Below are 25,901 nucleotides of genomic sequence, written 5' to 3'. Positions count from 1 at the left end.
ATTAGCGCGCTATGATAGCCGCCGATTACAAACACTGAAAATTTATCCAGCCTTTTCGCGCCAAGATCCCATGCTCAGTACCGAACTCAAGTCCCAGATCCAGGGCGCCTATTCCCGTTTTCTCGAAGCCAAGTCGCTCAAGCCGCGTTATGGCCAGCGCCTGATGATTGCTGAAATCGCCAAGGTGCTGGGTGCGATCAAGACTGACGACGAAGGCAGGCGCCTGGGTGATCCTGCAGTGGTCGCGGTTGAAGCCGGCACCGGTACGGGCAAGACCGTGGCCTACAGCCTGGCGGCGATTCCCACTGCCAAGGCGGCGGGTAAACGTCTGGTGATCGCCACGGCCACCGTAGCCCTGCAAGAGCAGATCGTGCACAAGGATCTGCCGGACCTGATGCGCAATAGCGGGCTGAACTTTAGCTTCGCCCTGGCCAAGGGGCGGGGGCGTTATCTGTGCCTGTCCAAGCTCGATATTCTGCTGCAGGAAGGCCAGGCGCAGAGCGCCACCGCCCAGTTGTTCGAGGAAGAAGGCTTCAAGATCGATGTGGATGAGCAGAGCCAGAAGCTGTTCACCACGATGATCGAAAAACTCGCCGGCAATAAATGGGACGGCGACCGCGACAGCTGGCCGGAAGAGCTGGAAGACACGCGCTGGTCGCAGCTGACCACCGATCACAGCCAGTGCACCAACCGCCATTGTCCGAACTTTCAGCAGTGCGCCTTCTACAAGGCGCGCGAGGGCATGGGCAAGGTCGACGTTATCGTCACCAACCATGACATGGTCCTGGCCGACCTGGCGCTGGGCGGCGGCGCGGTGCTGCCGGACCCGCGCGACACCCTTTACGTGTTCGACGAAGGCCACCATTTGCCGGACAAGGCCATCGGCCATTTCGCCCACTTTACCCGCTTGCGTTCGACTGCCGATTGGCTGACCCAGATCGACAAGAACCTGACCAAGCTGCTGGCGCAGAACCCACTGCCAGGGGATCTAGGCCGGCTGATCGAGCAGGTGCCGGAACTGGCACGGGAGCTCAAAACTCAGCAGCAATTTATGTTTGCCGCCTGCGAGCAGGTCGCCGATTTCAAACCGGGCGAGGATATGCAAGGCCGTGAGCGGCCGCGCCATCGTTTCGTCGGCGGCGTGGTGCCGGAGCACCTGACTGAACTGGGCCTGGAGCTGAAAAAGGGCTTTTCCAAGCTCAATGATCTGTTTACTGGCGTGACTGAACAGCTCAAGGAGGCCATGGATGGTGAGGGCGCTGTTGGTATTGCCAGTCATCAGGCCGAGGAATGGTACCCGCTGTTCGGCAGCCTGCTGGCGCGCGCCAAGGGCAACTGGGAACTGTGGCTGGCCTTTACCGCTGAAGACCCGGAGGAAAGCCCGCCGATGGCGCGCTGGCTGACCCTGGCCGACAGCGGTGCGCTGTTTGATATCGAGGTCAATGCCAGCCCGATTCTGGCGGCGGAAACCCTGCGGCGTAACCTGTGGAATGTCGCCTATGGCGCCCTGGTGACCTCGGCGACCCTGACGGCGCTGGGCACCTTTGATCGCTACCGCATGCGCGCCGGCTTGCCGAAAGTGGCGGTCACTACCGTGGTGCCGAGCCCGTTCCATCACGCCGACGCCGGTGTGCTGCGGGTGCCCAACCTGAACGCCGATCCGCGTGATGCGGTGGCGCATACGGCCGCGATTATTCGCGACTTACCTGGTCTGGTTGAGGGCTCGCGCGGCACCCTGGTGCTGTTTTCCTCGCGCAAGCAGATGCAGGAGGTCTTCGACGGCCTAGAGCGCGACTGGCGCAAGCGGGTGTTTATCCAGGGCAACCTGTCCAAGCAGGAAACCCTGAACAAACACAAGGCGCGGGTCGATAGCGGTGAGGAAAGCGTGCTGTTTGGCCTGGCCAGCTTTGCTGAGGGTGTCGATCTGCCCGGCGCCTACTGCGAGCATGTGGTGATCGCCAAGATTCCCTTCGCCGTGCCGGACGATCCGGTGGAAGCGGCCCTGGCCGAATGGATCGAAGCGCGTGGCGGCAACCCCTTTATGGAAATTGCCGTGCCGGATGCTTCGTTGCGTCTGGTGCAGGCCTGCGGCCGACTGCTGCGCACCGAAGCGGATCGCGGCATTATCACCTTGCTCGACCGGCGCGTGGTCACTCAGCGTTATGGCAAGTCGATTCTCAATGCCTTGCCGCCGTTTCGTCGGGAAATCAGTTAGCCGCGCACCTGGTAAGCAACTCGTTGAGTCTTATCGGCTCCAATGGCGCGTGAACAATGCCTTGGTTGTCACCAGGGCCTAAATTTTGTCTCGGGCAGTACTGCCCGGGGCGGTTGAAACAATGCGGGAGTGGGTTCGTGAAGGTTAAGCGCAGGTTGCAAACGGCTGTTCTGCTTTCAGCGCTCGTGGGTTTTAGCGGTGCAGCCATGGCGACAGAGCCGCAGGAACTGTTCAACTTTGTTCGGCCAATGGATGCCGTACAGATCACCACGCAGGATGCCGATCTGCCCAACCGCATTGGCGAGCCGACCCCGCAAGGCGAGGTGCTGCGCCGGGTAACCTTCCATCCTGGCGAGCAGCCGAGCCTAAAGCTGACCCCGCAAAATGCTAGCTGGGACTGGTCGCAGCAGAAGCAGGTTAGCCTGCGCGTACAGAACGCCATGGACTGGGCGCTGACCCTGGATGTACTGATCGAGAGCACTGACGGCCAGCGCCTGAGTGCGCGTGTCGCCCTGCCTGCCGGCCCTGCGCAAACCCTTTTGATTCCCTTGCAAGCAACTTCGCCTCGCGATCAGGGTATGCGTGCCGGCGTGCCGATGCCCTGGACGCATAGGGGCCAACGGCTGCTGCTGGCAGATTCCGTTAGCGGTGCGCTGGACCTGAGCAAGGTCAGTGCGGTCACTCTGTCCTTACCACAGCCGAAAGCGGCGCAGGATATTCTGATCAGCCAATTTGGCGTAACGGGCGAGCAGCTTTCGGCTGCAGCCTATGCCGCTATCGTCGACCGTTATGGCCAGTACGCACGGGCCGACTGGCCGGGCAAGGTCAAGAATGATGAGCAATTGCAGCAAGCGGTTGCCCAAGAGCAGAAACAATTGCATGCCTGGCTGGCCGAGCGCCCAGCGCAGGACAAATTTGCCGGTTGGACTGGCGGGCAGCCGTTTGCGGCGAGTGGTTTCTTCCGTACCGAGAAACGCGATGGCCGCTGGTATCTGGTAACGCCAGAGGGCCATCCGTTCTACTCGCTGGGCGTCAATGCGGTCACCGCGCAGCAGAGCGCTACCTACGTTGAGGGGCGTGAGGCGATGTTTGCCGGCTTGCCGCAACCGGCTGAGGCGCTGGCGGCCTATTTCGGTACATCGGACAGCCGTAGTGACACCGGTGCCAACCAAGGCCGGGCGTTTGCCAGCGGGCGCTGGTTTGATTTTTACAAGGCTAACCTGCAGCGCAGCTATGGCCAGGTTGACCCAGCGGCCTGGCGCGCGCTGAGCCAGGACCGCTTGCAGGCCTGGGGCTTCAATACCCTGGGTAACTGGAGTGAGCCGGCCTTTGGCGGTGATAGCCGCATGCCGTTCAGCATTCCGCTGTCGATTCGTGGTGACTACGCCACGATCAGCACCGGCGTCGACTGGTGGGGGGCGATGCCTGATCCGTTTGACCCGCGCTTTGCCATGGCCACCGAGCGCGCCGTGGCGATTGCCTCGCGCGATTACCGTGACAATCCCTGGCTGCTCGGTTATTTCGCCGACAACGAATTGGCCTGGTCTGGCCCGGCGGATGATCCTCACGGCCGTTACGCCTTGGCTTATGCCACGCTGCGCCTGAGCACCGATGTGCCGGCCAAGCGTGCTTTTCTCAAGCAACTGCGCGACAAGTACCGTAACCACAATGGCCTGTCCCGCGCCTGGGGCATCGAACTGCCGGCCTGGGAGCTGATGGAAGATCCAGGCTTCCAGGCGCCGCTACCAACTGCCGAATTCCCGGCCATCGAAAAGGACATGCAGGCATTCTTGCGTCTGTATGCCGAGACCTACTTCAAGACCATTGCCGACTCGCTTGATTGGCACGCGCCCAATCACCTGCTACTGGGTGGCCGTTTCGCCAGCAGCATCCCCGAGGCGGTAAATGCCTGCGCCGAGTTCTGCGATGTACTGAGCTTCAACTTCTACAGCCGCGAGCCGCAGCACGGTTATGACTTTGCCGCACTGCGCGAGTTGGACAAGCCGTTGATGGTCACCGAGTTCCACTTCGGCTCGCGCGACCGTGGGCCGTTCTGGGGCGGGGTTGCCGAGGTTTACAAGGAAGAGGAGCGCGGCCCGGCCTATGCGCATTTCCTGGCCAAGGCCCTGGAAGAGCCGCAGATCGTCGGTTTGCACTGGTTTCAGTACCTCGATCAGCCGGTCACCGGGCGTTTGCTGGATGGCGAAAACGGTCATCTGGGCCTGGTCGGCATCACCGATCGGCCGTGGGATGGCTTTGTCAAAGCCGTGCGCAAAGCCAACCTGGATGTGCCGAAGACGCTGCTCAAGCCTATGGCAGCGCCAGTTTCCGCAGCACCGTAAAGGGCTATTCGCCGCGCTGATAGTAGGGTTGCCAGCCGTGTGCAGGGTTCTGCGCAGGCGTTAGAGCTGAAACAATCTGCCAGAACATCTGGTCGAGTATGAGAAGGGGGAGCAGGGTGGTGCAGATACAGGGTTATTTCGACCTCAAGTTCGAGGCGCTGAGAGACGCTTTTGCCGCGTTGTTCGATGAGCCGCAGGAACGCGGCATGGCGCTCTGCGTGCAAGTCGGCGGCGAAACCGTGGTGGATCTGTGGGCCGGGGTTGCCGACAAGGAGGGTCAGCAGGCCTGGCACAGCGACACCATCCTCAACCTGTTCTCCTGCACCAAAACCTTCACCGCGGTCACTGCCTTGCAACTGGTGGGCGAGGGCAAGCTTGAGCTGGATGCACCGGTCGCGCGTTACTGGCCGGAGTTCGCAGCAGCCGGCAAGGACAAGATCACCCTGCGTCACTTACTCAGCCATCAGGCCGGGCTGCCAGCCTTGCGCCAGATGCTGCCGGCCGAAGCCTTATACGACTGGCAGGCCATGACTACGGCACTGGCCGCCGAACAACCCTGGTGGGTATTGGGTGAGGGCCATGGTTATGCGCCGATCACCTATGGCTGGCTGGTGGGTGAGGTGTTGCGCCGGGTCGAGGGGCGCGGCCCTGGCGAATCCATCGTCGCGCGCACGGCCAAACCCTTGGGGCTGGATTTCCATGTCGGCCTGGCCGATGAAGAGTTCGACCGGGTGGCGATCATCTCCCGCGGCAAGGGCAACTTCGGCGACGCGGCAGCCCAGCGCCTGCTCAAGACCATGATGAGCGAGCCTGCGGCCATGAGCACACGGGCCTTCACCAATCCGCCGTCGATCATGACCAGCACCAACAAGCCTGAATGGCGGCGCATGCAGCAGCCGGCGGCGAACGGTCATGGCAATGCCCGCAGTCTGGCGGGTTTCTACAGCGGCCTGCTGGATGGCCAACTGCTGGAAAGCGAGTTGCTGGCTGAACTGACCCGTGAACACGCAGTGGGCGAGGACAAGACCCTGCTGACCCGAACCCGCTTCGGTCTGGGCTGCATGCTTGACCAGCCAGAGGTCGCCAACGCCACTTACGGCATGGGCCCGCGCGCCTTCGGTCACCCGGGAGCTGGCGGTTCCATTGGCTTTGCCGACCCGGAGCGGGATGTCGCCTTCGGTTTTGTCACCAACAACCTAGGACCGTTCGTCTTGATGGACCCCCGTGCGCAGAAACTTGCGCGTCTATTGGCTGATTGTTTATAGCCAGCTCAGCTAAACTGCTGCGCAACATGGCATGGCCTGCCGCCTGAGCGGGCCACTGACCGGCTTCTTTTTGCTTATCACGTGTGGATACCCGATGCTCGCCAACAAAACTCTCGCCATCGCTCTGTGTGTACTGATCAGCGGTTGCAGCCTTTTCGAAAAATCCGAAAAGCCAGCACCGAAAGTAGCGGTAATGCCGCCACCGGCAGTAACCCAGGCCTGGCTGGATGTGTACGAGCCGAAGGTGCGTGAAGCGATCAAGGGCACCCATTTCGAGTTCGAGCGTCGGGAAAACCTGCTGGTGGTCACTGCGCCGGTGCAGGGTTCGTTCAACCCGGACCGTCCGCATATGATGTTGCCGACCACCCTCGGCCCGCTGAGCCGCATGGCCAAGCTGCTGGAAAGTGATGAAACCATCGGCGTGCTGATCCTTGGTCATGCCGACAGCAGCGGTGAAGTAAATGCCAACCGTGAACTGAGCCACCAGCGTGCTCGGGCGTTTACCTCGATCTTCCGCCTCAGCGGCCTCAAGCAGAACCGCCTGATGGTCAAGGGGCTGGGCTCGGACATGCCACGCGCTGCCAACGACAGCGTCGAGGGGCGTGCGCTGAACCGTCGGGTGGAAATCCTCTTGACCTCCAAAGACACCCTCAACGCGCTGATTGCCAAGTACAGCCAGCCTGAGCCGGCACCCGCCACTGCCGTAGCGGCGGCCAAGTCCGCCACTGACAAGAACGCGAAAACCGTAGCCAAGGCTGATAAACCAGCCAGCAGTCAGTAAAGCGCTACGCGGCGGCGTGTTGCCGCAGATCAAGCCAGATAGAGCACTCGCGGGTAAGCTAGGCAAGACTTGATCGAGAGGATTTGCCGATGACTCAAACCCTGGCTGATATGCGCCGTGACTACACCCGCGATGGCTTGAGCGAGGCGCAAGCGCCGCTGGAGCCTTTTGCGTTGTTCGAGCAATGGTTTGCCGATGCGGTAAAGACCGAGCAGCTGCCCGTCGAGCCGAATGCCATGACCCTGGCGACCGTCGATGGCGAAGGGCGTCCGCACTGCCGGGTGCTGCTGCTCAAGGGCCTGGATGCACGCGGCTTTACCTTCTTCAGCAACTACGACAGCGCCAAAGGCCAGCACCTGGCCGCCAACCCCTTTGCCGCCATGACCTTCTTCTGGCCCAGCCTGGAGCGGCAGGTGCGGATTGAGGGGCGTGTTGAGCGGGTTAGCGCCGAAGAGTGCGATGCCTACTTCCAAGTGCGGCCGCTGGGCAGCCGTCTGGGCGCCTGGGCCTCGCCGCAGAGCAGGGTGATTGCCGATCGCGCTGAGCTGGAAGGCCTACTGGCCGAGACCGAGCAGCGTTTTCTCGACCGCGCGCCGCATTGCCCGCCGCACTGGGGTGGCTATCGCCTGCTGCCGGAGCGCATCGAGTTCTGGCAGGGTCGATCCAGCCGCCTGCATGACCGTCTGAATTTTCGTTTGCAGGACGCCGCCTGGCTGCGTGAGCGCCTGGCGCCCTGAGCGCGTTTCAGTCGCCGGGGTACTGCGCGGCGGCTTGCTCCAGCCAAGCGGGCAGGGCGCTGCGCTTGATGCCGGCGGCCTGTGCCTCAGCCAGGCGAGCGAGCATATAGCTGCGCTTGGCCGCTGATTCGCCAGCCAGTGACAGCGCCAGGTCGCGGTCCATCCAGCGCTTGATTCGTACATACAGCCACCAGTGGAAGTACAGCCCGGCAACAGTAGTGATGGCGACGATAAAGTAATCCATAAATCCCCTATGCCAAGCTCTAGCTTAGGCTGATTGGATGCTGAGATTGCACGTGGCGAAGTGTCGCGCCGGGGCCTTGCGCGGCAGGTCGGGTAAAGTTTTGCCGCATAATGGCGGGTGACAGCGAAGCTGCGCAGGCGTTTTAATGGGGCCTGCCTAACTGGAGAAACAATCATGCGTAAACCTTTTCTGTTGGCTGCCTCGTTTGCCGCGCTGGCCCTGTTGGGCGGCTGCGCCTCCAGCCTGACTGGCGACACCTACTCGCGCGATGAAGCACGTACTGTGCAGACCGTACGCATGGGCACCATCGAAGCGTTGCGTCCAGTGAAGATCGAAGGCACGAAAACTCCCATCGGCGCAGGTGCCGGTGCGGTTATCGGCGGCGTGGCCGGTAGCGGCGTCGGTGGTGGACGTGGCAGCGCAGTGGCCGCAGTGATCGGCGCAGTAGCCGGTGGCCTGTTGGGGGCGATGACCGAGGAAGGTCTGACCCGTACCCAGGGTGTGGAAATCACCGTGCGCGAAGATGACGGCAGCATGCGCGCCTATGTGCAGGCCGTTGAAGAGAATCAGATTTTTCGGGTCGGTGAGCGTGTGCGTATCTTGACTGTGAATGGCACCAGCCGCGTTTCTCAGTGACTCCTGAAAAAACCGGATCAGTTCTGACTGATCCGGTTTTTTATTGCCTTTTTTCTAGATAAACCAGATGTTTATCGGCGTTTCTCAGGTTTTTCAGGCAAGCTCGCGGAAAACACAGTGTTTAGTAATAATTCTATCCATGACGGCTGGCCGATAGTTATGGATAATCGCGCACGCTTTTGGCGTCGACGGGCTTTAGTCGCCGCACGGTGCAATACTTTTGTGCGGGTTGCAGCTCAGGTGAACCCTGCGACTGCGGCCAATAAGCAGGTTAGGGAGTCAGCCGGGTACGGGTACGTGCCGGGTTCGTATTAAGGGGTTTTTCTATGACGCTTGCGCTGATCATCGCCTTGCCATTTCTCGGCATTTTTCTGCCTCTGCTGGCCGAGCGCCTGGGCCGTTCCGCCTGCGCCGCGGCGGCAGCAGTGGCACCGCTGACGGCTCTGGTGCTGTTGTTCTCGCAACAGTCTGCGGTGTTTGCTGGCGAGCTGCTCAAGGTCAAGCTGGAGTGGTTGCCGGCCCTGGGCCTGAACCTCAGCCTGCGCCTGGATGGCCTGGGCTTTCTGTTTGCCCTGCTGATTCTCGGCATCGGCCTGCTGGTTATTCTCTACGCGCGCTACTACCTGGCGAAGAAGGAGCCGATGGGGCGTTTCTTCGCCTTCCTCCTGCTGTTTATGGGCGCCATGCTCGGCGTGGTGCTGTCGGAAAACCTGCTGCTGATGCTGATGTTCTGGGAGCTGACCAGCCTGTCGTCGTTCCTCTTGATCGGCTTCTGGGGCGCCCGTTCGGATGCACGCAAAGGCGCACGCATGGCCTTGGCCGTGACGGGCGGTGGTGGCCTGGCGCTGTTTGCCGGGATTCTGCTGATCGGCCATATCGCCGGCAGTTTCGAGTTGTCTCAGGTGCTCGCAGCCGGTTACGCCATTCGCGCCCACGAGCTGTACCCGCTGGCGCTGATTTTGGTGCTGCTGGGGGTGTTCACCAAGTCGGCGCAGTTCCCGTTCCATTTCTGGCTGCCACACGCCATGGCCGCGCCGACGCCGGTGTCTGCTTATCTGCACTCGGCGACCATGGTCAAGGCTGGGGTGTTTCTGCTGGCGCGTCTGTACCCAGCCTTGGCGGGGTCTGAGTGGTGGTTCTACCTGGTCAGCATCACCGGCCTGGTGACCTTGCTGGTCGGTGCCGGGATGGCGTTGTTTCAGCATGACCTCAAGGGCCTGCTGGCCTATTCGACCATCAGCCACCTGGGCTTGATCACCTTGCTGTTCGGCCTGGACACCCGCCTGGCCGCCGTGGCGGCGGTGTTCCACATCATCAACCACGCCACCTTCAAGGCCTCGCTGTTTATGGCCGCGGGGATCATCGATCACGAAACCGGCAGCCGCGACATGCGGCGCATCAACGGTATGTGGAAGTACATGCCGCATACGGCCGTGCTGGCCATGGTGGCGGCCTCGGCAATGGCCGGGGTGCCGCTGCTCAACGGCTTCCTCAGCAAGGAAATGTTCTTTAGCGAAACCCTCAACCAACACCTGCTGGGCAGTTTCAACTGGGTGATTCCAGCGGCGGCTACCCTGGCTGGGGTGTTCTCGGTGGCCTATTCGCTGCGCTTTATCCACGATGTGTTCTTCAACGGCGAGCCGGTCGACCTGCCGCATTACCCGCCGCATGAGCCGCCGCGCTATATGAAGGTGCCAGTGGAAATTCTGGTGTTCCTCTGCCTGCTGGTGGGTATCGTGCCGGCCTATACCGTGGCGCCGCTGTTGGCTGCTGCCGCCGCCGCTACCCTGGGCGGCGAGGTGCCGAGTTACAGCCTGGCAATCTGGCATGGCTTCAACCTGCCATTGCTGATGAGTTTTATCGCTCTATTTGGCGGGATTCTGGTGTATGTGTTCCGTCAGCCGCTGTTTCGCTGGTATGCCGGTCTGCCGAGTGTGGATGCCAAGCTGTTGTTCGAGCGCGGCGTGCTGATCCTGGTCAAGGTGTCTAGCGCGATCACCCACTGGCTGGAGAATGCGTCGCTGCAGCGCTACCTGGCGCTGCTGCTGGCGACCGCCTTGCTGGTGGTGACTCAGGGGCTGAGTTCGTTGCCGCAGATCAGCGGTCCAGTGGCCATGGCCGAGATCGACGGCATCACCGCCTTGGGCCTGGGCATCATGGCCCTGGCCGCATTGGTGACGGTGGTCTTCCATCGCCAGCGCCTGGTTTCGTTGCTGATGCTCAGCGTGGTTGGATTAATGGTGGCCCTGGCCTTCGCCCGTTATTCGGCACCGGATTTGGCCCTGACCCAGCTGTCAGTAGAGGTGGTGACCATCATCCTGCTGATGCTCGCGCTGTTCTTCCTACCGGCGCAGACCCGTATCGAGTCGAGCAGTCTGCGCGGCCTGCGCGATTTCACCCTGGCGGTTGGCACTGGCGTGATGGTGGCGATGCTGGTGTTCGCCGTGCTGACGCGGCCGTACGACAGCATTTCCGCATTCTTCCTGGAGAACAGTGTGCCGGGCGGTGGCGGCACCAACGTGGTCAATGTGATTCTGGTGGACTTCCGTGGCTTCGATACCCTCGGCGAGGTCACCGTGCTGGCGATTGCCGCAGTGGGCATCTTCGCACTGCTCGATGGCCTGCGCCTGATTCAGCCGAAGGTCGATGCGCAGGGCCGCAGTTGGGCACGTGATCGTCATCCGCTGATCCTCGCCACCCTGTCGCGGGTGCTGTTGCCGATGGCGCTGCTGGTCTCGGTGTTTATCTTCCTGCGCGGGCATAACCTGCCGGGTGGCGGCTTTATCGCCGGCCTGGTGACAGCGGTGGCGTTGATCTTGCAATACGTCGCCAGCGGCGTGCAGTGGACGCAGTCGCGCCTGCCGCTGAATTACCAGGGCATGGCCGGCCTTGGCGTGTTGATTGCCGGGCTGACCGGCCTGGGCAGCTGGCTGTTTGATCGGCCGTTCCTGACCTCGGCCTTCGGTCATTTCCATATCCCGCTGGTCGGTGAAATCGAGTTGGCCACCGCCATGCTGTTCGATCTGGGCGTGTACCTGACGGTTGTCGGCGCGACCCTGCTGATTCTCGCCAACCTGGGCAAGTTGACCCAGGAAAAAGCTGTACAAGAGGTGCTTTGAGATGGAAGCCATATTTGCCGCAACCCTGGGCATCCTCACCGCCAGCGGTGTGTACCTGCTGCTGCGCGCGCGGACCTTCCCGGTAGTGCTGGGGCTGACGCTGATTTCCTATGCGGTCAACCTGTTCCTGTTTGCCATGGGCCGCCTGCAGAGCGGCGTGGTCACGGTGATCGGCAAGAGCAGCGAATACGCTGACCCGCTGCCGCAAGCGCTGGTGCTGACCGCCATCGTGATCGGCTTTGCCATGACCGCCTTCGTCGTAGTGCTGGCGCTGCGCAGCGTGGGCGAAACCCAGACCGACCATGTTGACGGCCAGGAGCCTGCGCAATGAACCACGGCTTGATCCTGCCCATTCTGCTGCCGATGTTTGCCGGCAGCCTGTTGCTGCTGGGCGCGGGCCTGAGCCTGCGAGTCAAACGCAGCCTGTCACTGCTGGCCACCTTGATGCTGCTGCCATTGAGCGGCTATCTGCTCTGGCTGGCTGATCAGGACGTGCTGCAGGTGTATGCCGCCGGTAACTGGGCAGCGCCGTTCGGCATCATCCTGCTGCTTGATCGCCTGAGCGCCTTGCTGCTGGTGGTCACGGCGGTGCTCGGCAGCTTTGCCTTGCTGTATGCAGTGCGGGGTGATGATCAGCGCGGGCAGAGTTTCCATGCGTTGTTCCAGTTCCAGTTGATGGGCATCAACGGCGCCTTTCTCACCGGCGATCTGTTCAACCTGTTCGTATTCTTCGAAATCCTGCTGATCGCCTCCTACGCGCTGTTGGTGCATGGCGGCGGAGTAGAGCGGGTGCGTGCGGGGCTGCATTACGTGGTGCTGAACCTGGTGGGGTCGGCGTTCTTCCTGCTTGCGGTGGGCGTGCTGTATGGCATCACCGGTACCCTGAATATGGCCGATATGGCCAGTCGCGTTGCCGCTGCCGGGCCGGATGATGCAGCGCTGCTCGGCGCTGCCGGTTTGTTACTGCTGGTGGTATTCGGCCTCAAGGCGGCGTTTCTGCCGCTGTATTTCTGGCTGCCCAAGGCCTATGCCTCGGCCACTGCGCCGGTCGCTGCGCTGTTTGCGATCATGACCAAGGTCGGCCTGTATTCGATCATCCGCGTGTACACGCTGATCTTCGGTGACGATGCTGGCAGCCTGGCCAATATGGCCAACGACTGGCTCTGGCCAATTGCCCTGCTGACCCTGGCGCTGGGCGTGATCGGCGCGCTGGCGGCGGTAAGCCTGCAGGGCCTCTTGGCCTATCTAGTGGTGGTGTCGGTCGGCACCTTGCTCGCTGGTATTGCCATCGGCACCGAGCAAGCCCTGGCCGCTGCCCTGTATTACCTGGTGCACAGCACCTGGGTGGCCGGTGGGCTGTTCCTGCTGGCTGACTTGATTGCCCGTCAGCGTGGTGAAAAACAGGCGCTGCTGGTGCAGGGCCCGGCCCTGCAGAACCCGCATTTGCTCGGTGGTTTGTTCTTTTTCGGCGCGATTGCTGTGGCCGGTTTGCCGCCGCTCTCCGGGTTTATCGGCAAGCTGCTGTTGCTGCGCTCGCTGGAACCTGGCCTGCAGGCGCTGCTGCTCTGGCCGATTGTGCTGGGTGGCGGCCTGCTGACCCTGATTGCCCTGAGCCGCGCCGGCAGCATGCTGTTCTGGCGCGTCGGCCTGAGCCAGTTGGACAGCGCAGAACTGGATTACGGTCGGCTGCTGGCCTGCGCCGGCTTGCTGCTGCTCAGCTTGCTGCTGATGGTTGGTGCCGCGCCGCTGCTCAGTTATGTCGAGGCCACGGCCAGTCAGCTGCATGACCTGGCGTTGTACCGGCACATCATCGAATCGGGAGCTGCACGATGAAAGCACGTCGCTGGTTACCTCATCCGCTGCTGAGCCTGTGCCTGCTGCTGGTCTGGCTGTTGTTGATGAATGACCTGAGCCTGGGTCACTGGCTGCTCGGTATGCTGCTCGGCTGGGCGATTCCGCTATTGACCCAGGTGTTCTGGATCAACCCGCCACGGGTCTACAAGCCCTTCAAGCTGTGCCTGTTTCTGCTACGCATCCTCGGCGATATCGTCATGGCCAACCTGCAGGTGGCCAAACTGATCCTCGGTCCGCCCGCCAAACTGCGCCCGGCGTTCGTGGAAATCCCCCTGCTGCTGGAAGATGAACTGGCCCTGACCATGCTCACCAGCATCATCTCGCTGACCCCGGGCACGGTGTCTGCCGACCTCAGCGATGACCGCAAGCTGTTGCTGGTGCACGGCCTGGATGTGCCGGACGCCGAAGCCTTGGTGGCGGAAATCAAACAGCGCTACGAAGCACCCTTGCTGGAGGTATTCACATGCTCGCCTACGTGATTCCGCTGTGCCTGGTGATCATCGGCCTGGCCCTGGTACTGACCATGGCGCGCCTGATCATCGGCCCGGATTTGCCCGACCGCATCCTGGCCCTGGATACCCTGTATATCAACGCGATTGCCATGCTGGTGCTGTTTGGCATCTGGCTGGGCAGCGATCTGTATTTTGAAGCGGCCCTGCTGATTGCGGTCATGGGCTTTATCGGCACGGTGGCTGTGGCCAAGTACCTGCTGCGCGGCGACATCATCGAATGAGGAGCATCTGATGGCTTTCTGGATCGAAGCGCTGGTGGCGCTGTTTCTGCTGATCGGCAGCCTGTTCGCCTTGATCGGTGCAATCGGTCTGTACCGCCTGCCGGACTTCTTTATGCGCCTGCACGGCCCGACTAAGGCCAGCACCCTGGGCGTGGGCGGCATGGTGATCGCCTCGCTGATCTACTTCAGCTTTCGGGGTGAAGGCGTCAGCCTGCATGAGCTGCTGATCGCCCTGTTTCTGTTTATCACCGCACCGGTCAGCGCCCATATGCTGGCCAAAGCCGCGCTGCAGCAGAAGCTGCGGATCAGTGAGCAGACTCGCGGTAAGCCCTGGGAGCAATAAGGTGTCGAGCAGCCCGTAGCCCGGGTGAAATCCGGGATGTGCTTTCCCCATCCCAGCAACCAGCCACACAGTTCGCGCGCCTGACTGTATCTGTTATCCCTGCTTGGGCCTGCCTACACTGCCGTTTTGCGTGGGGCATGTATGAGTGGGCGAGGCAGAAGTGTGGCGGTGATCTGCCTGGTGATCGCCATGGCGCTGTGGGGCAGTTCCTTTATTGCGCTGAAACTGGCCTTTGCCGAGTTACCGCCGCTGTGGGTGATCTTCGCTCGCATGGCTTTGGGCAGTCTGGTGTTTTTACTGGCCTGGCGCTGGCGTGGGCAAATGCACTACCGCGCTGGTGACTGGAAGTACCTGCTAGGTCTGGCGGCTTGCGAACCCTGTCTGTATTTCCTCTTCGAAGCCCTGGCGCTGCAGCATACCAGCGCCGCACAGGCGGGCATGGTTACCGCCTTGCTGCCGCTGCTGGTGGCAGTCGGCGCGTTTATTTTCCTGCGTGAGCGGATCAGCCGCATCACTCTGGCGGGGTTTCTCCTGGCGCTGATCGGCGCCGTCTGGCTGAGCCTGGCCGGCAGCGCCGATGAACACGCCAGCAACCCGATTCTCGGCAACTTCTACGAGCTGCTCGCGATGCTTTGCGCCATGGGTTACACCCTGCTGCTCAAACACCTGTCATCACGCTATTCGCCCTTTCTGCTGACCGCCATGGTGGCTTTTGTTGGCACCATTTTCTTTCTGCCCTTGGCCTGGTTCAGCGCGCCGCTGCCAACCAGCGTCAGCCCCATGGGCCTGGGCGCGGTGGCGTACCTGGGCATTCTGGTCACAGTGGGCGCTTACGGGCTGTACAACTTCGGCGTCAGTCGCTTGCCGGCCAGCCAGGCGTCGGGCTTTACCAACCTGATCCCGGTGTTCACCCTGCTGTTCGCCATACTGCTATTGGGCGAAAGCCTGAATGCCGTGCAGATGCTGGCGGCGGCATTGGTGTTTGCCGGCGTGTTACTGAGTCAGTGGCAAGGCGCGACGCCCATGCCTGCTGGTGTTCTGGATTGAGGGCAGAGTGATGAGTGATAGACGAACCTGGGCGCGTGAAGCGATCCGCATCATCGAGGCGGATTTTCAGCGCAGCGCCGATACCCATCTGATTCCCCTGGCGCTGCCGGGGTTGCCGGGCGTCGAGTTGTATTTCAAGGACGAGTCCAGCCATCCCACCGGCAGCCTCAAGCATCGCCTGGCGCGCTCGTTGTTTCTCTATGCGCTATGCAACGGCTGGCTCAAGCCCGGTGCGCCGGTGATCGAGGCGTCCAGCGGTTCCACGGCAATCTCCGAGGCCTACTTCGCCCGTTTGCTGGGGCTGCCGTTTATCGCGGTGATGCCGGCCAGCACCTCGAAGGAGAAGATTGCGCAAATCGCCTTCTACGGCGGGCAGAGCCATCTGGTGCAGGACCCGACGCAGATTTATGCCGAGTCCGAGCGCCTGGCGCGTGAGAGCGGTGGGCATTTTATGGATCAGTTCACCTACGCCGAGCGCGCCACCGACTGGCGCGCCAACAACAATATTGCCGAGTCGATCTTCCAGCAACTGCGCAGCGAGCGCTTTCCCGAACCGAGCTGGCTGGTGTCCAGCCCCGGCACCGGCGGTACCTTGGCCACTTTGGGCCGCTATGTCCGCTATCGCCGCCACAACACCCAGGTGCTGTGCGCCGATGCCGAGCGTTCGGTGTTCTTCGATTACTACCGCACCGGTGATGCCAGCCTGTGCCTGAACCACGGTTCGCGTATCGAAGGTATTGGCCGGCCACGGGTCGAGGCGTCCTTTTTACCGACGGTGATCGACGCCATGTGCAAGGTGCCGGATGCGCTTTCCTTGGCCGCCATGCATTACCTCGCGCAGCGCCTGGGCCGCAAAGTGGGTGGCTCCAGCGGTACCAATCTGATCGGCGCGTTGCTGGTGGCGCAGCGCATGGTTGCGGCTGGCGAGTCCGGCTCGGTGGTGGCGATTCTCTGCGATGGCGGCGAGCGCTATGCCGACACTTACTACAACCCGGACTGGCTTAGTGCTCAGGGTTTCGACCTGACTGAGCTAATCGCCGCGGTGGCCGATTGCGCCGAGCGCGGCGTCGCGCTACCCGGTGACTTGCCCACGGCGGGGCTGTAACGCAGATAGGTTGCGCTGTTTCGTGGGCGGCGCTTTAACCGCGAGCGGTTGCTAGTCCTTTCTCGGCTAAAGCCCCTCCTACAAAGCTCGAGTGGCTGACTCGCCGTAGCCCGGATGCAATCCGGGAAATCCCCGCGCCTGCCAAACCTGCCCCGGATTACATCCGGGCTACGTACTGTTGCTGGCTTAGGTTGGCTCGGCAATCCCCAGCATGTCGCGAATCAGTGCTTCGGCCACACGAATGCCGTCCACCCCGGCGGAGAGAATGCCGCCGGCGTAACCCGCGCCTTCGCCAGCGGGGTACAGGCCGCGTACGTTCAGGCTCTGCATATCCGCGCCACGGGTGATGCGCAGCGGTGAGGAGGTGCGGGTTTCGATGCCGGTGAGCACCGCATCATGCAGGTCGAAACCTTTGATCTGCTTGCCGAAAGCCGGGAGGGCTTCGCGGATGGCTTCGATGGCAAAGTCCGGTAGGGCCAAAGCCAGGTCACCGAGCTTGATCCCCGGTTTGTAGGATGGTTCGACGCTGCCCAGCTCTGTAGAAGGTTTGCCGGCGATAAAGTCGCCAACCAGCTGCCCTGGCGCTTCGTAGGTGCTGCCGCCGAGCAGGTAGGCCTGCGACTCCAGCTGCTCTTGCAGCTCAACCCCAGCCAGCGGGCCACCCGGATAATCCTGCTCTGGGGTGATACCGACGACGATGCCAGCGTTGGCGTTGCGCTCGTTGCGCGAGTATTGGCTCATGCCGTTGGTCACAACCCGGTTTGGCTCCGAGGTGGCCGCCACCACGGTGCCGCCTGGGCACATGCAGAAGCTGTAGACCGAGCGGCCATTTTTGGCGTGGTGCACCAGCTTGTAGTCCGCCGCCCCAAGTTTGGGATGGCCGGCGTATTTGCCCAGTCGCGCACGGTCAATCAGGCCTTGCGGGTGCTCGATACGAAAACCCACCGAGAACGGCTTGGCTTCCATAAACACCTCGCGCTTATGCAGCATGCGGAAGGTGTCACGCGAGCTGTGGCCCAGGGCCAGGATCACCTGGCGGCTGAGAATCTGCTCGCCACTGTCGAGTACCACGCCCTTGAGCTGACCACCCAGCCGGTCGCCTTCGATCAGCACGTCACTGACGCGCTGCTGAAAGCGTACTTCGCCGCCCAGCGCTTTGATCTCTTCGCGCATGGTGGCGACCACGCCGGTGAGGCGGAAGGTGCCGATATGCGGTTTGCTGACGTAGAGAATTTCCTCTGGCGCGCCGGCTTTGACGAACTCCTGCAGCACCTTACGCCCGTAATGCTTGGGGTCCTTGATCTGGCTGTACAGCTTGCCGTCGGAGAAGGTGCCGGCACCGCCTTCGCCGAACTGCACGTTGGACTCCGGGTTAAGCACGTTCTTGCGCCACAGGCCCCAGGTGTCCTTGGTGCGCTGGCGCACTTCGGTGCCGCGTTCCAGCACGATGGGTTTGAGTCCGGCCTGGGCGAGAATCAGCGCAGCGAAAATCCCGCACGGGCCAAAGCCAACTACCAGCGGACGCTCGGCGAGGTTCTCGGGCGCCATGCCGACAGGTTTGTAGGCGGTATCCGGGGTGATGCTGATATGCCGGTCATCGCTGAACTTGGCCAGCAGCGCCGCTTCATCGCGCAGCTCGCAGTCGATGGTGTAGATAAAGTGCATTTCAGTGGATTTTTTGCGCGCATCGTAGCTGCGCTTGAACAGGCTGAAGTCGAGCAGCTCGCTGTCGGCAATCCCCAGGCGTTGGACGATGGCTGGGCGCAGGGCCTCCTCGGGATGATCGAGGGGCAGCTTGAGTTCGGTGATGCGTAGCATGGGGGCGTTCCACTTTCAGGGCCGGAGGCAACCCGGCAGCTTTTAAAAGGCGGCGATTATACGCCTGATCCGTGGCTAAAGGCCGCCGCCGATAGCGGCCGCGGCCTGTCATATGGCTGAGTGCTAGCGCGCCTCAGGCTTTACCCAGGCCAGCATTACATCGAGCATGCGGTTGGCGAAGGCCCACTCGTTGTCATACCAGGCCAAAACCTTGACCAGGTCTCCCTGCACACGGGTGTGACTGAGGTCGACCACGCAGGACACTGGGTAGCCGTTGAAGTCGCTGGACACCAGCGCCAGCTCATTGCATTCCATCACCCCTGGCGGCAACTGCAAGGCGCCGGCCTTTAGCGCGGCGTTGATCGCTTCGCGGCTGGTCGGGCGTTCGCTGGTAAAGGTCAGATCGACCAGCGACACGTTGGGCGTCGGTACGCGTATCGACAACCCATCCAGGCGGCCGACCAGTTCCGGCATCACCAGGCCGATGGCCTTGGCCGCGCCAGTGCTGGTGGGGATCATCGACAACGCGGCGGCGCGGGCGCGGTAGAGGTCGCTGTGGGTTTTGTCCAGCAGGTTCTGGTCGTTGGTGTAGGAGTGGATGGTGTTGACCAGCCCCTGACGAATGCCCACGGCCTCGTGCAGCACCTTGGCCATTGGTGCCAGGCAGTTGGTGGTGCAGGAGGCGTTGGACACGATCTGCTGATCGCCCAACAACTGGTGATTGACGCCGTAGACCACGGTCAGGTCGGCACTGTCCAGCGGATGTGAGAGCAACACCCTCGGGCTGCCGGCGCTGATGTGCTGTTCGACCTGTTCGCGCTTCTTCAGCTTGCCGGTGCATTCGAGCACCAGATCCACCGCGTGCTCCCGCCAGGGTAGGTTGGTTACTTCGCGCTCACGCAGCAGCTGGATCGGATGGCCGTTTACCAGCAAGGTATCGCCATCCAGGCTGATCTCCCCAGGAAAGCGGCCGAACGTCGAATCGAAGCGGGTGAGGTGGGCGAGGGTGCTTTGCTCGCCCAGATCATTGATCGCGGTGAGGTGAATCTGCTGTTCCAGTTTGCGTTCAAACAACGCGCGCACCAGGCAGCGACCGATACGGCCATATCCATTGATAGCAATGCGCAGCATAACGATATCCCTTTGGCTGACTTCCCTTGCAGCTTAGGCCAATCGTCTGCCGCTCGGCTGATCTATCTCAGCTATCTGATTGCTAATCGTTGCGTGCGCCGCCCAGGTAGGCGCAGCCCCGCAGGACTTGCCCATTGAGGCGCAACTCGGCGCTCAGGTGCTGCACTGCGCCACTCATACCGTCGACGCAACGCTGCCGAGCGACCCATAGATCAAGGCGTTGGCCGTTGGCTTCGCTGCTGAGGTTAAGGCGGCCTTCGGGCAATTGCTCCTCCAGATAAGGCAGCGCCTGTGGCTCCTGACCAGGGCGGTTGAGAATCAGCCCCTGATTGCTTACCGCGATATTCCAGCCCGGTTCGTGGCCGCTGGCACGCAGGATGGTGCGGGCGAAGTTGATGTCCGTGCAGCCATGGCCTTCAGCCTGCACGCGGTACACCTGGCTCGGCACGAACTGGCCGTCGACACCTTTCTGCGCATTGGCCTGCAACTGGCCGCGCATATCGACATACAGCGTGGCGTGGCCATCACCGAACAGCGTGCTGGCATCGCTGCTCAGCTCGGCTGCACTGTCTTCCTTGAGGATAAATTGACGTTGTTCCTGGCAGGGGCGAAACAGCAACTGGCCCGCGTTCAGGCTCAGCTCGCCTTGCATGCGCGTCTGCTGGATCAGCGGCTCGGCGGGTTTGTCGGTGAACACCTGGCAACTGGCGAGCAGTGGCAACAAGGCAAAGCAAAAAGGGCGGCTGAAACGCATCGGTTATCTCCTGATTAGGTGCGCGACGTTAACCAGCTGATCAGTTGATCGCAAGCGGGCTGGTTCGGCTTCAGTCGCGGCAGTAACCCTCACCGTCTCGGATCACCAGGCAGTCGCGCTTGTCCAGTAGCCATTTCATTCCGGTGGCCTTGCCGTCACCGCTGTGCAGGCGCTCGAAGCGTCCTGCGCGAACGAACACGATGCCGTCGGCCTGCGCATCCCCCGGGTAGGTGGCGGCTCCGTCGAGATCATGAATCAGTACGGTGAAAGCGCGGTCGTGATGACTCAGCTCCAAGTAAGTGCCTTCCGTGCCTTGCCAGCGGCCCAGCCAATGCATGTAAGCCTCGGTCGAGGTCGCTTCGGCTGGTTGTGGTCGTGGCGTTGCCGGGGTTTCGGCGGTGCTGCAGGCGCCTAGCATGGTCAGCAGGGGCAGGATGGTCAGTGCGATGAGGTGGGGCTGCATATGAGGGTCCAGTAGAAGTGGGCATGATGAAAGTCGGCTTTTTTCATGCTTAGGGCTGTAGGTTTTAACGGTGTTCTACTACGGGAAAGTTGGATTTGGCTATGTTTGCTGTTCTTTCCTGTTCAATAGCCTGCGCAGGGATGTACGCCACAAGGGTTTGCTGGTGCGCTGTTTTTGCGTTGCGATAGCTGGCGTGAAATCTGCATCTAGGCGCTATCCGCCGGTTTTTTGTCACCGGCTGCGGGAGAGGCGTGATGCGTAGTCTGTTGCTGATAGTGGGTGTGCTGCTGCTGAGCGGCTGCATGAAGGCCAGTGATCTGGCAGATGAAGCGATTTATCAATTGCGCGATGTCGGCGTGCTCGACCACAGCCAGACGCGCCGCGCGAGCCCTTGGCGCTTACAGGCCGATTCGTTCATTTATATCGCTCAAGGCCATTTTGTGCCGCCGGGCTCAGCCTATCCACGGCCCAATGTGGTGGCGGAGGAGGCCTACAAGGGCTTTATCGAGTATTTCCCCATGGTGCGTCGCGCCAAGGCGCCATTAGGCCTGGAAGAGTCGCTGGCCGAGGCCCGTGAGGCCGGCGCGCACTATCTGCTGTACAGCCGCTTTGCCTATGCCGATGACCGTATCGGCACCGTTGAGGAATGGGAGGATCAGGAGGCGCTGGATCGTCTGGGCACCGATCGCGGGGTGATTCAGTTGATGCTGATCGAGACCAATACTCGCTATTTGGTCGACACCACACGCATTCGTAGCCGCGGAGGCTTCCTGACGCTTTATGATGCCAAGCCTGAGGACCTGATCGGTCCGGCGCTGCAGGATTACGCGCGGCGTTTATTGGGCTTGGGGCGTTGAGTGATGACAGATACAGGCAAGGCCGGCGACCTGCTGGCGCAGATACCCAAAGGTGAGGGCAAAGGTTTGCCGCCGGTGCACCTGTGGCATCCCGAATTCTGCGGCGACATCGATATGCGTATCGCTCGCGACGGCACTTGGTTCTATATGGGCACGCCGATCGGGCGCAAGCCCATGGTCAAACTGTTCTCCACCATTATTCGCCGCGATGGCGACAAGTACGTGCTGGTAACACCGGTGGAAATGGTCGGCATCCAGGTTGATGACGCGCCCTTTGTGGCGGTCAGCCTGCAGGTAGAAGGTGAGGGCGAGATGCAGGTGCTGCGCTTTGTCACCAATGTGGAGGATGAGGTGGTGGCAGGTAGCGAGCACCCATTGCGGGTCGAACTGGACGCTCTGACCGAGGAACCCGCGCCTTATGTGCATGTGCGGACTAATCTCGAGGCGCTGATCCACCGCAATGTGTTCTATCAGCTGGTTGAGCTGGCGGTACCGCGCGAGCTCGATGGTAAAACCTGGCTGGGTGTGTGGAGCGGTGGTGAGTTCTTCCCTATCGGCCCGTTGCCGGAATAACAGTACGTAGCCTGGATGAAATCCAGGGGCCCGCTGGCAGGGTTCAAGATTGGTCCCGGATTGCATCCGGGCTACAAAAAGGCATGACCAGCACTCGGGAAACCGAACGCTGCACTTCAAACAAAAAGGCTCCCGAAGGAGCCTTTTTTGCGTCTTACATATTGGGGTAGTTAGGCCCGCCGGTGCCTTCAGGGGCCACCCAGTTGATGTTCTGGGCCGGGTCCTTGATGTAACAGGTTTTGCAGTGCACGCAGTTCTGCGCGTTGATCTGGAACTTCTGCTCGCCATCTTCCTTGGTGACGATTTCGTAAACGCCGGCTGGGCAGTAGCGCTGCGCCGGTTCGTCGTACATAGGCAGGTTCTTGCTCAGCGGAATGCTCGGGTCGGTGAGCTTCAGGTGGCAGGGTTGTTCCTCTTCATGGTTGGTGTTGGAGAGGAATACCGAGCTGAGCTTGTCGAAGCTGAGTTTGCCGTCGGGCTTCGGGTAGCTGATCTTCTGCGCGTCTGCTGCTGGCTTCAGGCAGGCGTAATCCGGCTTGGTGTCATGCAGGGTGAACGGGATCTTGCCGCCGAAGATGTTCTGGTCGAGCCAGTTGAAGCCGCCACCAACCAGTGGGCCGAACTTGTGCAGCGCTGGGCCGAAGTTACGGCTGCGGAACAGTTCGTCGTACAGCCAGCTGGCCTTGAATGCGTCGACGTAGCCGGTCAGCTGGTCGCCGCCTTCCTTGCCTGCAAACAGCGCGTCAGCCACGGCGTCAGCAGCGAGCATGCCGGATTTCATGGCGGTGTGGCTGCCCTTGATCTTGGCAAAGTTCAGGGTGCCGAGGTCGCAACCGATCAGGGCGCCGCCGTTGAAGACCATCTTCGGCAGCGAGTTGAGGCCGCCTTTGCAGATGGCGCGGGCACCGTAAGCGACGCGCTTGCCGCCTTCCAGGTACTGAGCGATCACCGGGTGGTGCTTGTAGCGCTGGAACTCATCGAACGGCGACAGGTGCGGGTTGCTGTACGACAGGTCGACGATCAGACCGACTACCACCTGGTTGTTTTCCAGGTGATAGAGGAAGGAGCCACCAGTGTTTTCGCTTGCGACTATATCCAGCGGCCAGCCGGCGGTGTGCACCACCAGGCCTTGCTCGTGCTTGGCCGGGTCGATGTCCCAGATTTCCTTGATGCCGATGCCGTAATGCTGAGCATCGGCTTCGGAGTCGAGGTTGAATTTCTTGATCAGCTGCTTGCCGATATGGCCACGGCAGCCTTCGGCGAACAGGGTGTACTTGGCGCGCAGTTCCATGCCTGGGGTGTAGTAACCCTCTTTCGGGTGGCCTTCGCGGTCAACACCCAGATCGCCAGTGAGAATGCCGTAGACCGCGCCTTCTTCGTTGATCAGCGCTTCCTGGGCAGCGAAGCCTGGGTAGATTTCTACGCCGAGGTTTTCTGCCTGCTGCGCCAGCCAGCGGCACAGGTTGCCCAGGGAAATGATGTAGTTGCCATGGTTGTGCATGGTCTTGGGTACAAAGAAGTCCGGAACCTTGGTGGCCTTCTCTGCATTGCTGAGCACGTAGATGTCATCGCGCTTGACCGGCGTGTTGAGCGGGGCGCCGAGCTCTTTCCAGTCAGGAAACAGTTCATTCAATGCGCGCGGCTCGAACACCGCACCGGAAAGAATGTGTGCGCCGACTTCGGAGCCTTTTTCGACCACGCAGACGCTGATTTCTTTGCCGGCTTCGGCGGCTTTCTGCTTCAGTCGGCAGGCGGCGGACAAACCAGCAGGGCCGGCGCCGACGATGACGACGTCGAATTCCATAAATTCGCGTTCCACAGGCAATCTCCTACTCAGGGCTCTCTAATTTTATTTGGCGATCGAGCTCGTTCCATGAGCGATGCTGGCGCATTATATCCAGACCCTTCGGATGGGCCAATACAAACGTTTGTTTGAATTTTCTGTAGGGCTGTTAGAATCTTACTACATCGCTGACGATTGGCCGCTTCGTTGTATTGACCAGTCTAGGTCGTGCGGTCAAGATACGGGCGGTTTTGTGTCTGCCGTTATTGGTCGACTCCCGGTTCCGGCCGGTCTGCTGTTCCCCGCCATGTTCGCTTCTGGCGACATTCTTATTCACCGGAGAGTAACGAGGAATCCATGAAGGTTCTTGTAGCTGTCAAACGAGTGGTCGACTACAACGTCAAAGTTCGCGTCAAAGCGGACAACAGCGGCGTTGATCTTGCCAACGTCAAGATGTCGATGAACCCCTTCTGCGAAATCGCCGTGGAAGAAGCTGTACGCCTGAAAGAGAAAGGCGTGGCGAGCGAGATCGTTGTCGTCACCATCGGCCCGGCCACTGCTCAAGAGCAGCTGCGTACCGCGCTGGCGCTGGGTGCTGATCGTGCCATCCTGGTTGAATCCAGCGACGAGCTGAACTCTCTGGCGGTGGCCAAACTGCTCAAGGCAGTGGTCGACAAAGAGCAGCCGCAGCTGGTGATCCTGGGTAAACAGGCCATCGACAGCGACAACAACCAGACCGGCCAGATGCTGGGCGCGCTGACTGGTTTCGGCCAGGGTACTTTCGCTTCCAAAGTGGAAGTTGCCGGTGACAAGGTCAACGTAACCCGCGAAATCGACGGCGGTTTGCAGACCGTTGCGTTGAGCCTGCCGGCCATCGTGACCACTGACCTGCGTCTGAACGAGCCGCGTTATGCGTCGCTGCCGAACATCATGAAAGCCAAGAAGAAGCCGCTGGAAACTGTAACCCCGGCTGATCTGGGCGTTTCCACCGCATCCACCGTGAAAACCTTGAAAGTCGAAGCGCCTGCTACCCGCAGCGCTGGCATCAAGGTCAAGTCCGTGGCTGAACTGGTCGAGAAACTGAAGAACGAGGCGAAGGTAATCTAAATGACTATCCTGGTTATCGCTGAACACACCAATGCCGCCCTGGCTCCAGCCACGCTGAACACTGTTGCAGCTGCTGCGAAGATCGGTGGCGACATCCACGTTCTGGTTGCCGGTTCCGCTTGCGGCGCTGCTGCCGAAGCTGCTGGCAAAATTGCTGGCGTGGCCAAGGTGCTGGTTGCTGACAACGCCGCTTTCGCACACCAGCTGCCGGAAAACGTCGCGCCGCTGGTAGCTGAGCTGGGCAAGGGCTACAGCCACATTCTGGCTGCTGCTACCAGCAACGGTAAAAACATCCTGCCACGCGTTGCTGCTGCGCTGGACGTTGATCAGATCTCGGAAATCATCGCTGTTGAAAGCGCTGACACTTTCAAGCGTCCGATCTATGCCGGTAACGCCATCGCCACCGTGCAATCCTCCGCTGCCGTTAAAGTGATCACCGTGCGTGCCACCGGTTTCGATCCGGTTGCTGCTGAAGGCGGTTCTGCTGCTGTTGAAGCAGTGGGCGGCGCAGCTGACGCTGGCAAATCGGCTTTCGTCGGTGAAGAACTGGCCAAGTCCGATCGTCCGGAACTGACCGCTGCCAAGATCGTCGTTTCCGGCGGCCGTGGCATGCAGAACGGTGACAACTTCAAGCACCTGTACGCCCTGGCCGACAAGCTGGGCGCTGCTGTAGGTGCCTCGCGCGCCGCAGTCGACGCAGGTTTCGTACCCAACGACATGCAGGTCGGTCAGACCGGCAAGATCGTTGCGCCTCAGCTGTACATCGCCGTCGGTATCTCCGGCGCGATCCAGCACTTGGCCGGTATGAAAGACTCCAAGGTGATCGTTGCGATCAACAAGGATGAAGAAGCGCCGATCTTCCAGGTAGCCGATTACGGTCTGGTAGCAGATCTGTTTGAAGCTGTACCTGAGCTGGAGAAACTGGTTTAAGCCGGTTTTCCTAGTGCAGAAAAACCCGCTCACTGAGCGGGTTTTTTCTTGCCTGCATTTTTCG

The 25,901-nt window shown here is 61.2% G+C and carries 24 protein-coding genes; 18 read left to right on the top strand and 6 right to left on the bottom strand.

What is annotated here, in order from left to right:
- Positions 1-70 precede the first annotated feature (70 nt).
- The 5 genes from dinG (at position 71) to pdxH (ending at position 7,340) form a co-directional block, all read left to right on the top strand.
- Complete coding sequence (dinG, locus tag Q8M42_RS02320) at positions 71-2,215, top strand: ATP-dependent DNA helicase DinG (protein ID WP_304868821.1); 2,145 nt, start codon at positions 71-73, stop codon at positions 2,213-2,215.
- 206 nt (positions 2,216-2,421) lie between these two features.
- Positions 2,422-4,557 (top strand): beta-agarase, encoded by a 2,136-nt coding sequence (locus Q8M42_RS02315; RefSeq protein ID WP_304868819.1) that lies wholly within the window; start codon positions 2,422-2,424, stop codon positions 4,555-4,557.
- A 119-nt stretch (positions 4,558-4,676) separates the two neighbouring features.
- On the top strand, positions 4,677-5,822 hold the full coding sequence (locus Q8M42_RS02310; protein ID WP_304868817.1) for a serine hydrolase domain-containing protein: 1,146 nt from the start codon (positions 4,677-4,679) through the stop codon (positions 5,820-5,822).
- Between the two features lie 94 nt (positions 5,823-5,916).
- The gene (locus tag Q8M42_RS02305) at positions 5,917-6,603 is read left to right on the top strand and encodes an OmpA family protein (protein WP_304868815.1); all 687 of its coding nucleotides are present in this window, start codon (positions 5,917-5,919) and stop codon (positions 6,601-6,603) included.
- Between the two features lie 89 nt (positions 6,604-6,692).
- Positions 6,693-7,340: a pyridoxamine 5'-phosphate oxidase gene (gene pdxH / locus Q8M42_RS02300; protein ID WP_304868813.1), complete on the top strand. Its 648-nt coding sequence runs from the start codon at positions 6,693-6,695 to the stop codon at positions 7,338-7,340.
- Positions 7,341-7,347: 7 nt separating this feature from the next.
- Here pdxH and Q8M42_RS02295 read toward each other — a convergent pair whose 3' ends face one another.
- The gene (locus Q8M42_RS02295) at positions 7,348-7,584 is read right to left on the bottom strand and encodes a hypothetical protein (RefSeq protein WP_304868812.1); all 237 of its coding nucleotides are present in this window, start codon (positions 7,582-7,584) and stop codon (positions 7,348-7,350) included.
- 174 nt (positions 7,585-7,758) lie between these two features.
- Here Q8M42_RS02295 and Q8M42_RS02290 point away from each other — a divergent pair, with 174 nt between their 5' ends.
- From Q8M42_RS02290 to Q8M42_RS02250, 9 genes are all read left to right on the top strand, one after another.
- Entirely contained in the window at positions 7,759-8,220 is a 462-nt protein-coding gene (locus tag Q8M42_RS02290; protein WP_304868810.1) for a glycine zipper domain-containing protein, read from the top strand.
- Positions 8,221-8,546: 326 nt separating this feature from the next.
- Positions 8,547-11,339 carry a monovalent cation/H+ antiporter subunit A gene (locus Q8M42_RS02285; RefSeq protein WP_304868808.1) on the top strand — a complete coding sequence of 931 codons (2,793 nt, stop codon included), beginning with the start codon at positions 8,547-8,549 and terminating at the stop codon, positions 11,337-11,339.
- Between the two features lies 1 nt (position 11,340).
- Complete coding sequence (locus Q8M42_RS02280; protein WP_233686045.1) at positions 11,341-11,670, top strand: Na+/H+ antiporter subunit C; 330 nt, start codon at positions 11,341-11,343, stop codon at positions 11,668-11,670.
- Complete coding sequence (locus tag Q8M42_RS02275; protein WP_304868805.1) at positions 11,667-13,172, top strand: monovalent cation/H+ antiporter subunit D; 1,506 nt, start codon at positions 11,667-11,669, stop codon at positions 13,170-13,172. The genes Q8M42_RS02280 and Q8M42_RS02275 overlap by 4 nt, the downstream gene beginning before the upstream one ends.
- Complete coding sequence (locus Q8M42_RS02270) at positions 13,169-13,672, top strand: Na+/H+ antiporter subunit E (protein ID WP_304868803.1); 504 nt, start codon at positions 13,169-13,171, stop codon at positions 13,670-13,672. The genes Q8M42_RS02275 and Q8M42_RS02270 overlap by 4 nt, the downstream gene beginning before the upstream one ends.
- Entirely contained in the window at positions 13,657-13,926 is a 270-nt protein-coding gene (locus tag Q8M42_RS02265; RefSeq protein WP_160015225.1) for a K+/H+ antiporter subunit F, read from the top strand. The genes Q8M42_RS02270 and Q8M42_RS02265 overlap by 16 nt, the downstream gene beginning before the upstream one ends.
- 10 nt (positions 13,927-13,936) lie before the next feature.
- Positions 13,937-14,269, top strand: a complete 333-nt coding sequence (locus Q8M42_RS02260; RefSeq protein ID WP_304868800.1) for a Na+/H+ antiporter subunit G — start codon at positions 13,937-13,939, stop codon at positions 14,267-14,269.
- A gap of 141 nt (positions 14,270-14,410) precedes the next feature.
- On the top strand, positions 14,411-15,316 hold the full coding sequence (locus Q8M42_RS02255) for a DMT family transporter (protein WP_304868798.1): 906 nt from the start codon (positions 14,411-14,413) through the stop codon (positions 15,314-15,316).
- Between the two features lie 10 nt (positions 15,317-15,326).
- Positions 15,327-16,421 (top strand): PLP-dependent cysteine synthase family protein, encoded by a 1,095-nt coding sequence (locus Q8M42_RS02250; protein ID WP_304868797.1) that lies wholly within the window; start codon positions 15,327-15,329, stop codon positions 16,419-16,421.
- A 186-nt stretch (positions 16,422-16,607) separates the two neighbouring features.
- Here the strand turns inward: Q8M42_RS02250 and Q8M42_RS02245 are convergent, their stop codons facing one another.
- The 4 genes from Q8M42_RS02245 to Q8M42_RS02230 all read right to left on the bottom strand — a co-directional run bounded on the left by Q8M42_RS02245 (position 16,608) and on the right by Q8M42_RS02230 (position 20,587).
- Positions 16,608-18,239 carry an NAD(P)/FAD-dependent oxidoreductase gene (locus Q8M42_RS02245; RefSeq protein ID WP_304868795.1) on the bottom strand — a complete coding sequence of 544 codons (1,632 nt, stop codon included), beginning with the start codon at positions 18,237-18,239 and terminating at the stop codon, positions 16,608-16,610.
- Positions 18,240-18,362: 123 nt separating this feature from the next.
- Positions 18,363-19,370 carry a type I glyceraldehyde-3-phosphate dehydrogenase gene (gap, locus tag Q8M42_RS02240; protein WP_304868793.1) on the bottom strand — a complete coding sequence of 336 codons (1,008 nt, stop codon included), beginning with the start codon at positions 19,368-19,370 and terminating at the stop codon, positions 18,363-18,365.
- Positions 19,371-19,452: 82 nt separating this feature from the next.
- Positions 19,453-20,124 (bottom strand): COG3650 family protein, encoded by a 672-nt coding sequence (locus Q8M42_RS02235; protein WP_304868792.1) that lies wholly within the window; start codon positions 20,122-20,124, stop codon positions 19,453-19,455.
- A gap of 70 nt (positions 20,125-20,194) precedes the next feature.
- Positions 20,195-20,587, bottom strand: a complete 393-nt coding sequence (locus Q8M42_RS02230; protein WP_304868790.1) for a hypothetical protein — start codon at positions 20,585-20,587, stop codon at positions 20,195-20,197.
- A 254-nt stretch (positions 20,588-20,841) separates the two neighbouring features.
- On the opposite strand from Q8M42_RS02230, the gene Q8M42_RS02225 reads away from it, so the two are divergent.
- Together Q8M42_RS02225 and Q8M42_RS02220 are read left to right on the top strand one after the other, a co-directional pair.
- A complete protein-coding gene (locus Q8M42_RS02225; protein ID WP_304868789.1) occupies positions 20,842-21,444 on the top strand; it encodes a DUF4823 domain-containing protein in 603 nt (200 codons plus the stop codon).
- A gap of 3 nt (positions 21,445-21,447) precedes the next feature.
- Positions 21,448-22,017 carry a DUF1285 domain-containing protein gene (locus Q8M42_RS02220; protein WP_304869125.1) on the top strand — a complete coding sequence of 190 codons (570 nt, stop codon included), beginning with the start codon at positions 21,448-21,450 and terminating at the stop codon, positions 22,015-22,017.
- Between the two features lie 154 nt (positions 22,018-22,171).
- Here the strand turns inward: Q8M42_RS02220 and Q8M42_RS02215 are convergent, their stop codons facing one another.
- Entirely contained in the window at positions 22,172-23,836 is a 1,665-nt protein-coding gene (locus tag Q8M42_RS02215; protein WP_305283172.1) for an electron transfer flavoprotein-ubiquinone oxidoreductase, read from the bottom strand.
- Between the two features lie 321 nt (positions 23,837-24,157).
- Here Q8M42_RS02215 and Q8M42_RS02210 point away from each other — a divergent pair, with 321 nt between their 5' ends.
- Together Q8M42_RS02210 and Q8M42_RS02205 are read left to right on the top strand one after the other, a co-directional pair.
- A complete protein-coding gene (locus tag Q8M42_RS02210; protein WP_304868785.1) occupies positions 24,158-24,907 on the top strand; it encodes an electron transfer flavoprotein subunit beta/FixA family protein in 750 nt (249 codons plus the stop codon).
- Complete coding sequence (locus Q8M42_RS02205; protein ID WP_304868783.1) at positions 24,908-25,837, top strand: electron transfer flavoprotein subunit alpha/FixB family protein; 930 nt, start codon at positions 24,908-24,910, stop codon at positions 25,835-25,837.
- The last annotated feature ends 64 nt before the right edge of the window (positions 25,838-25,901 follow it).

Source organism: Pseudomonas sp. (assembly GCF_030684895.1).
Lineage (GTDB): Bacteria > Pseudomonadota > Gammaproteobacteria > Pseudomonadales > Pseudomonadaceae > Aquipseudomonas.
This window is presented reverse-complemented; position numbering and strand designations above follow the sequence as displayed.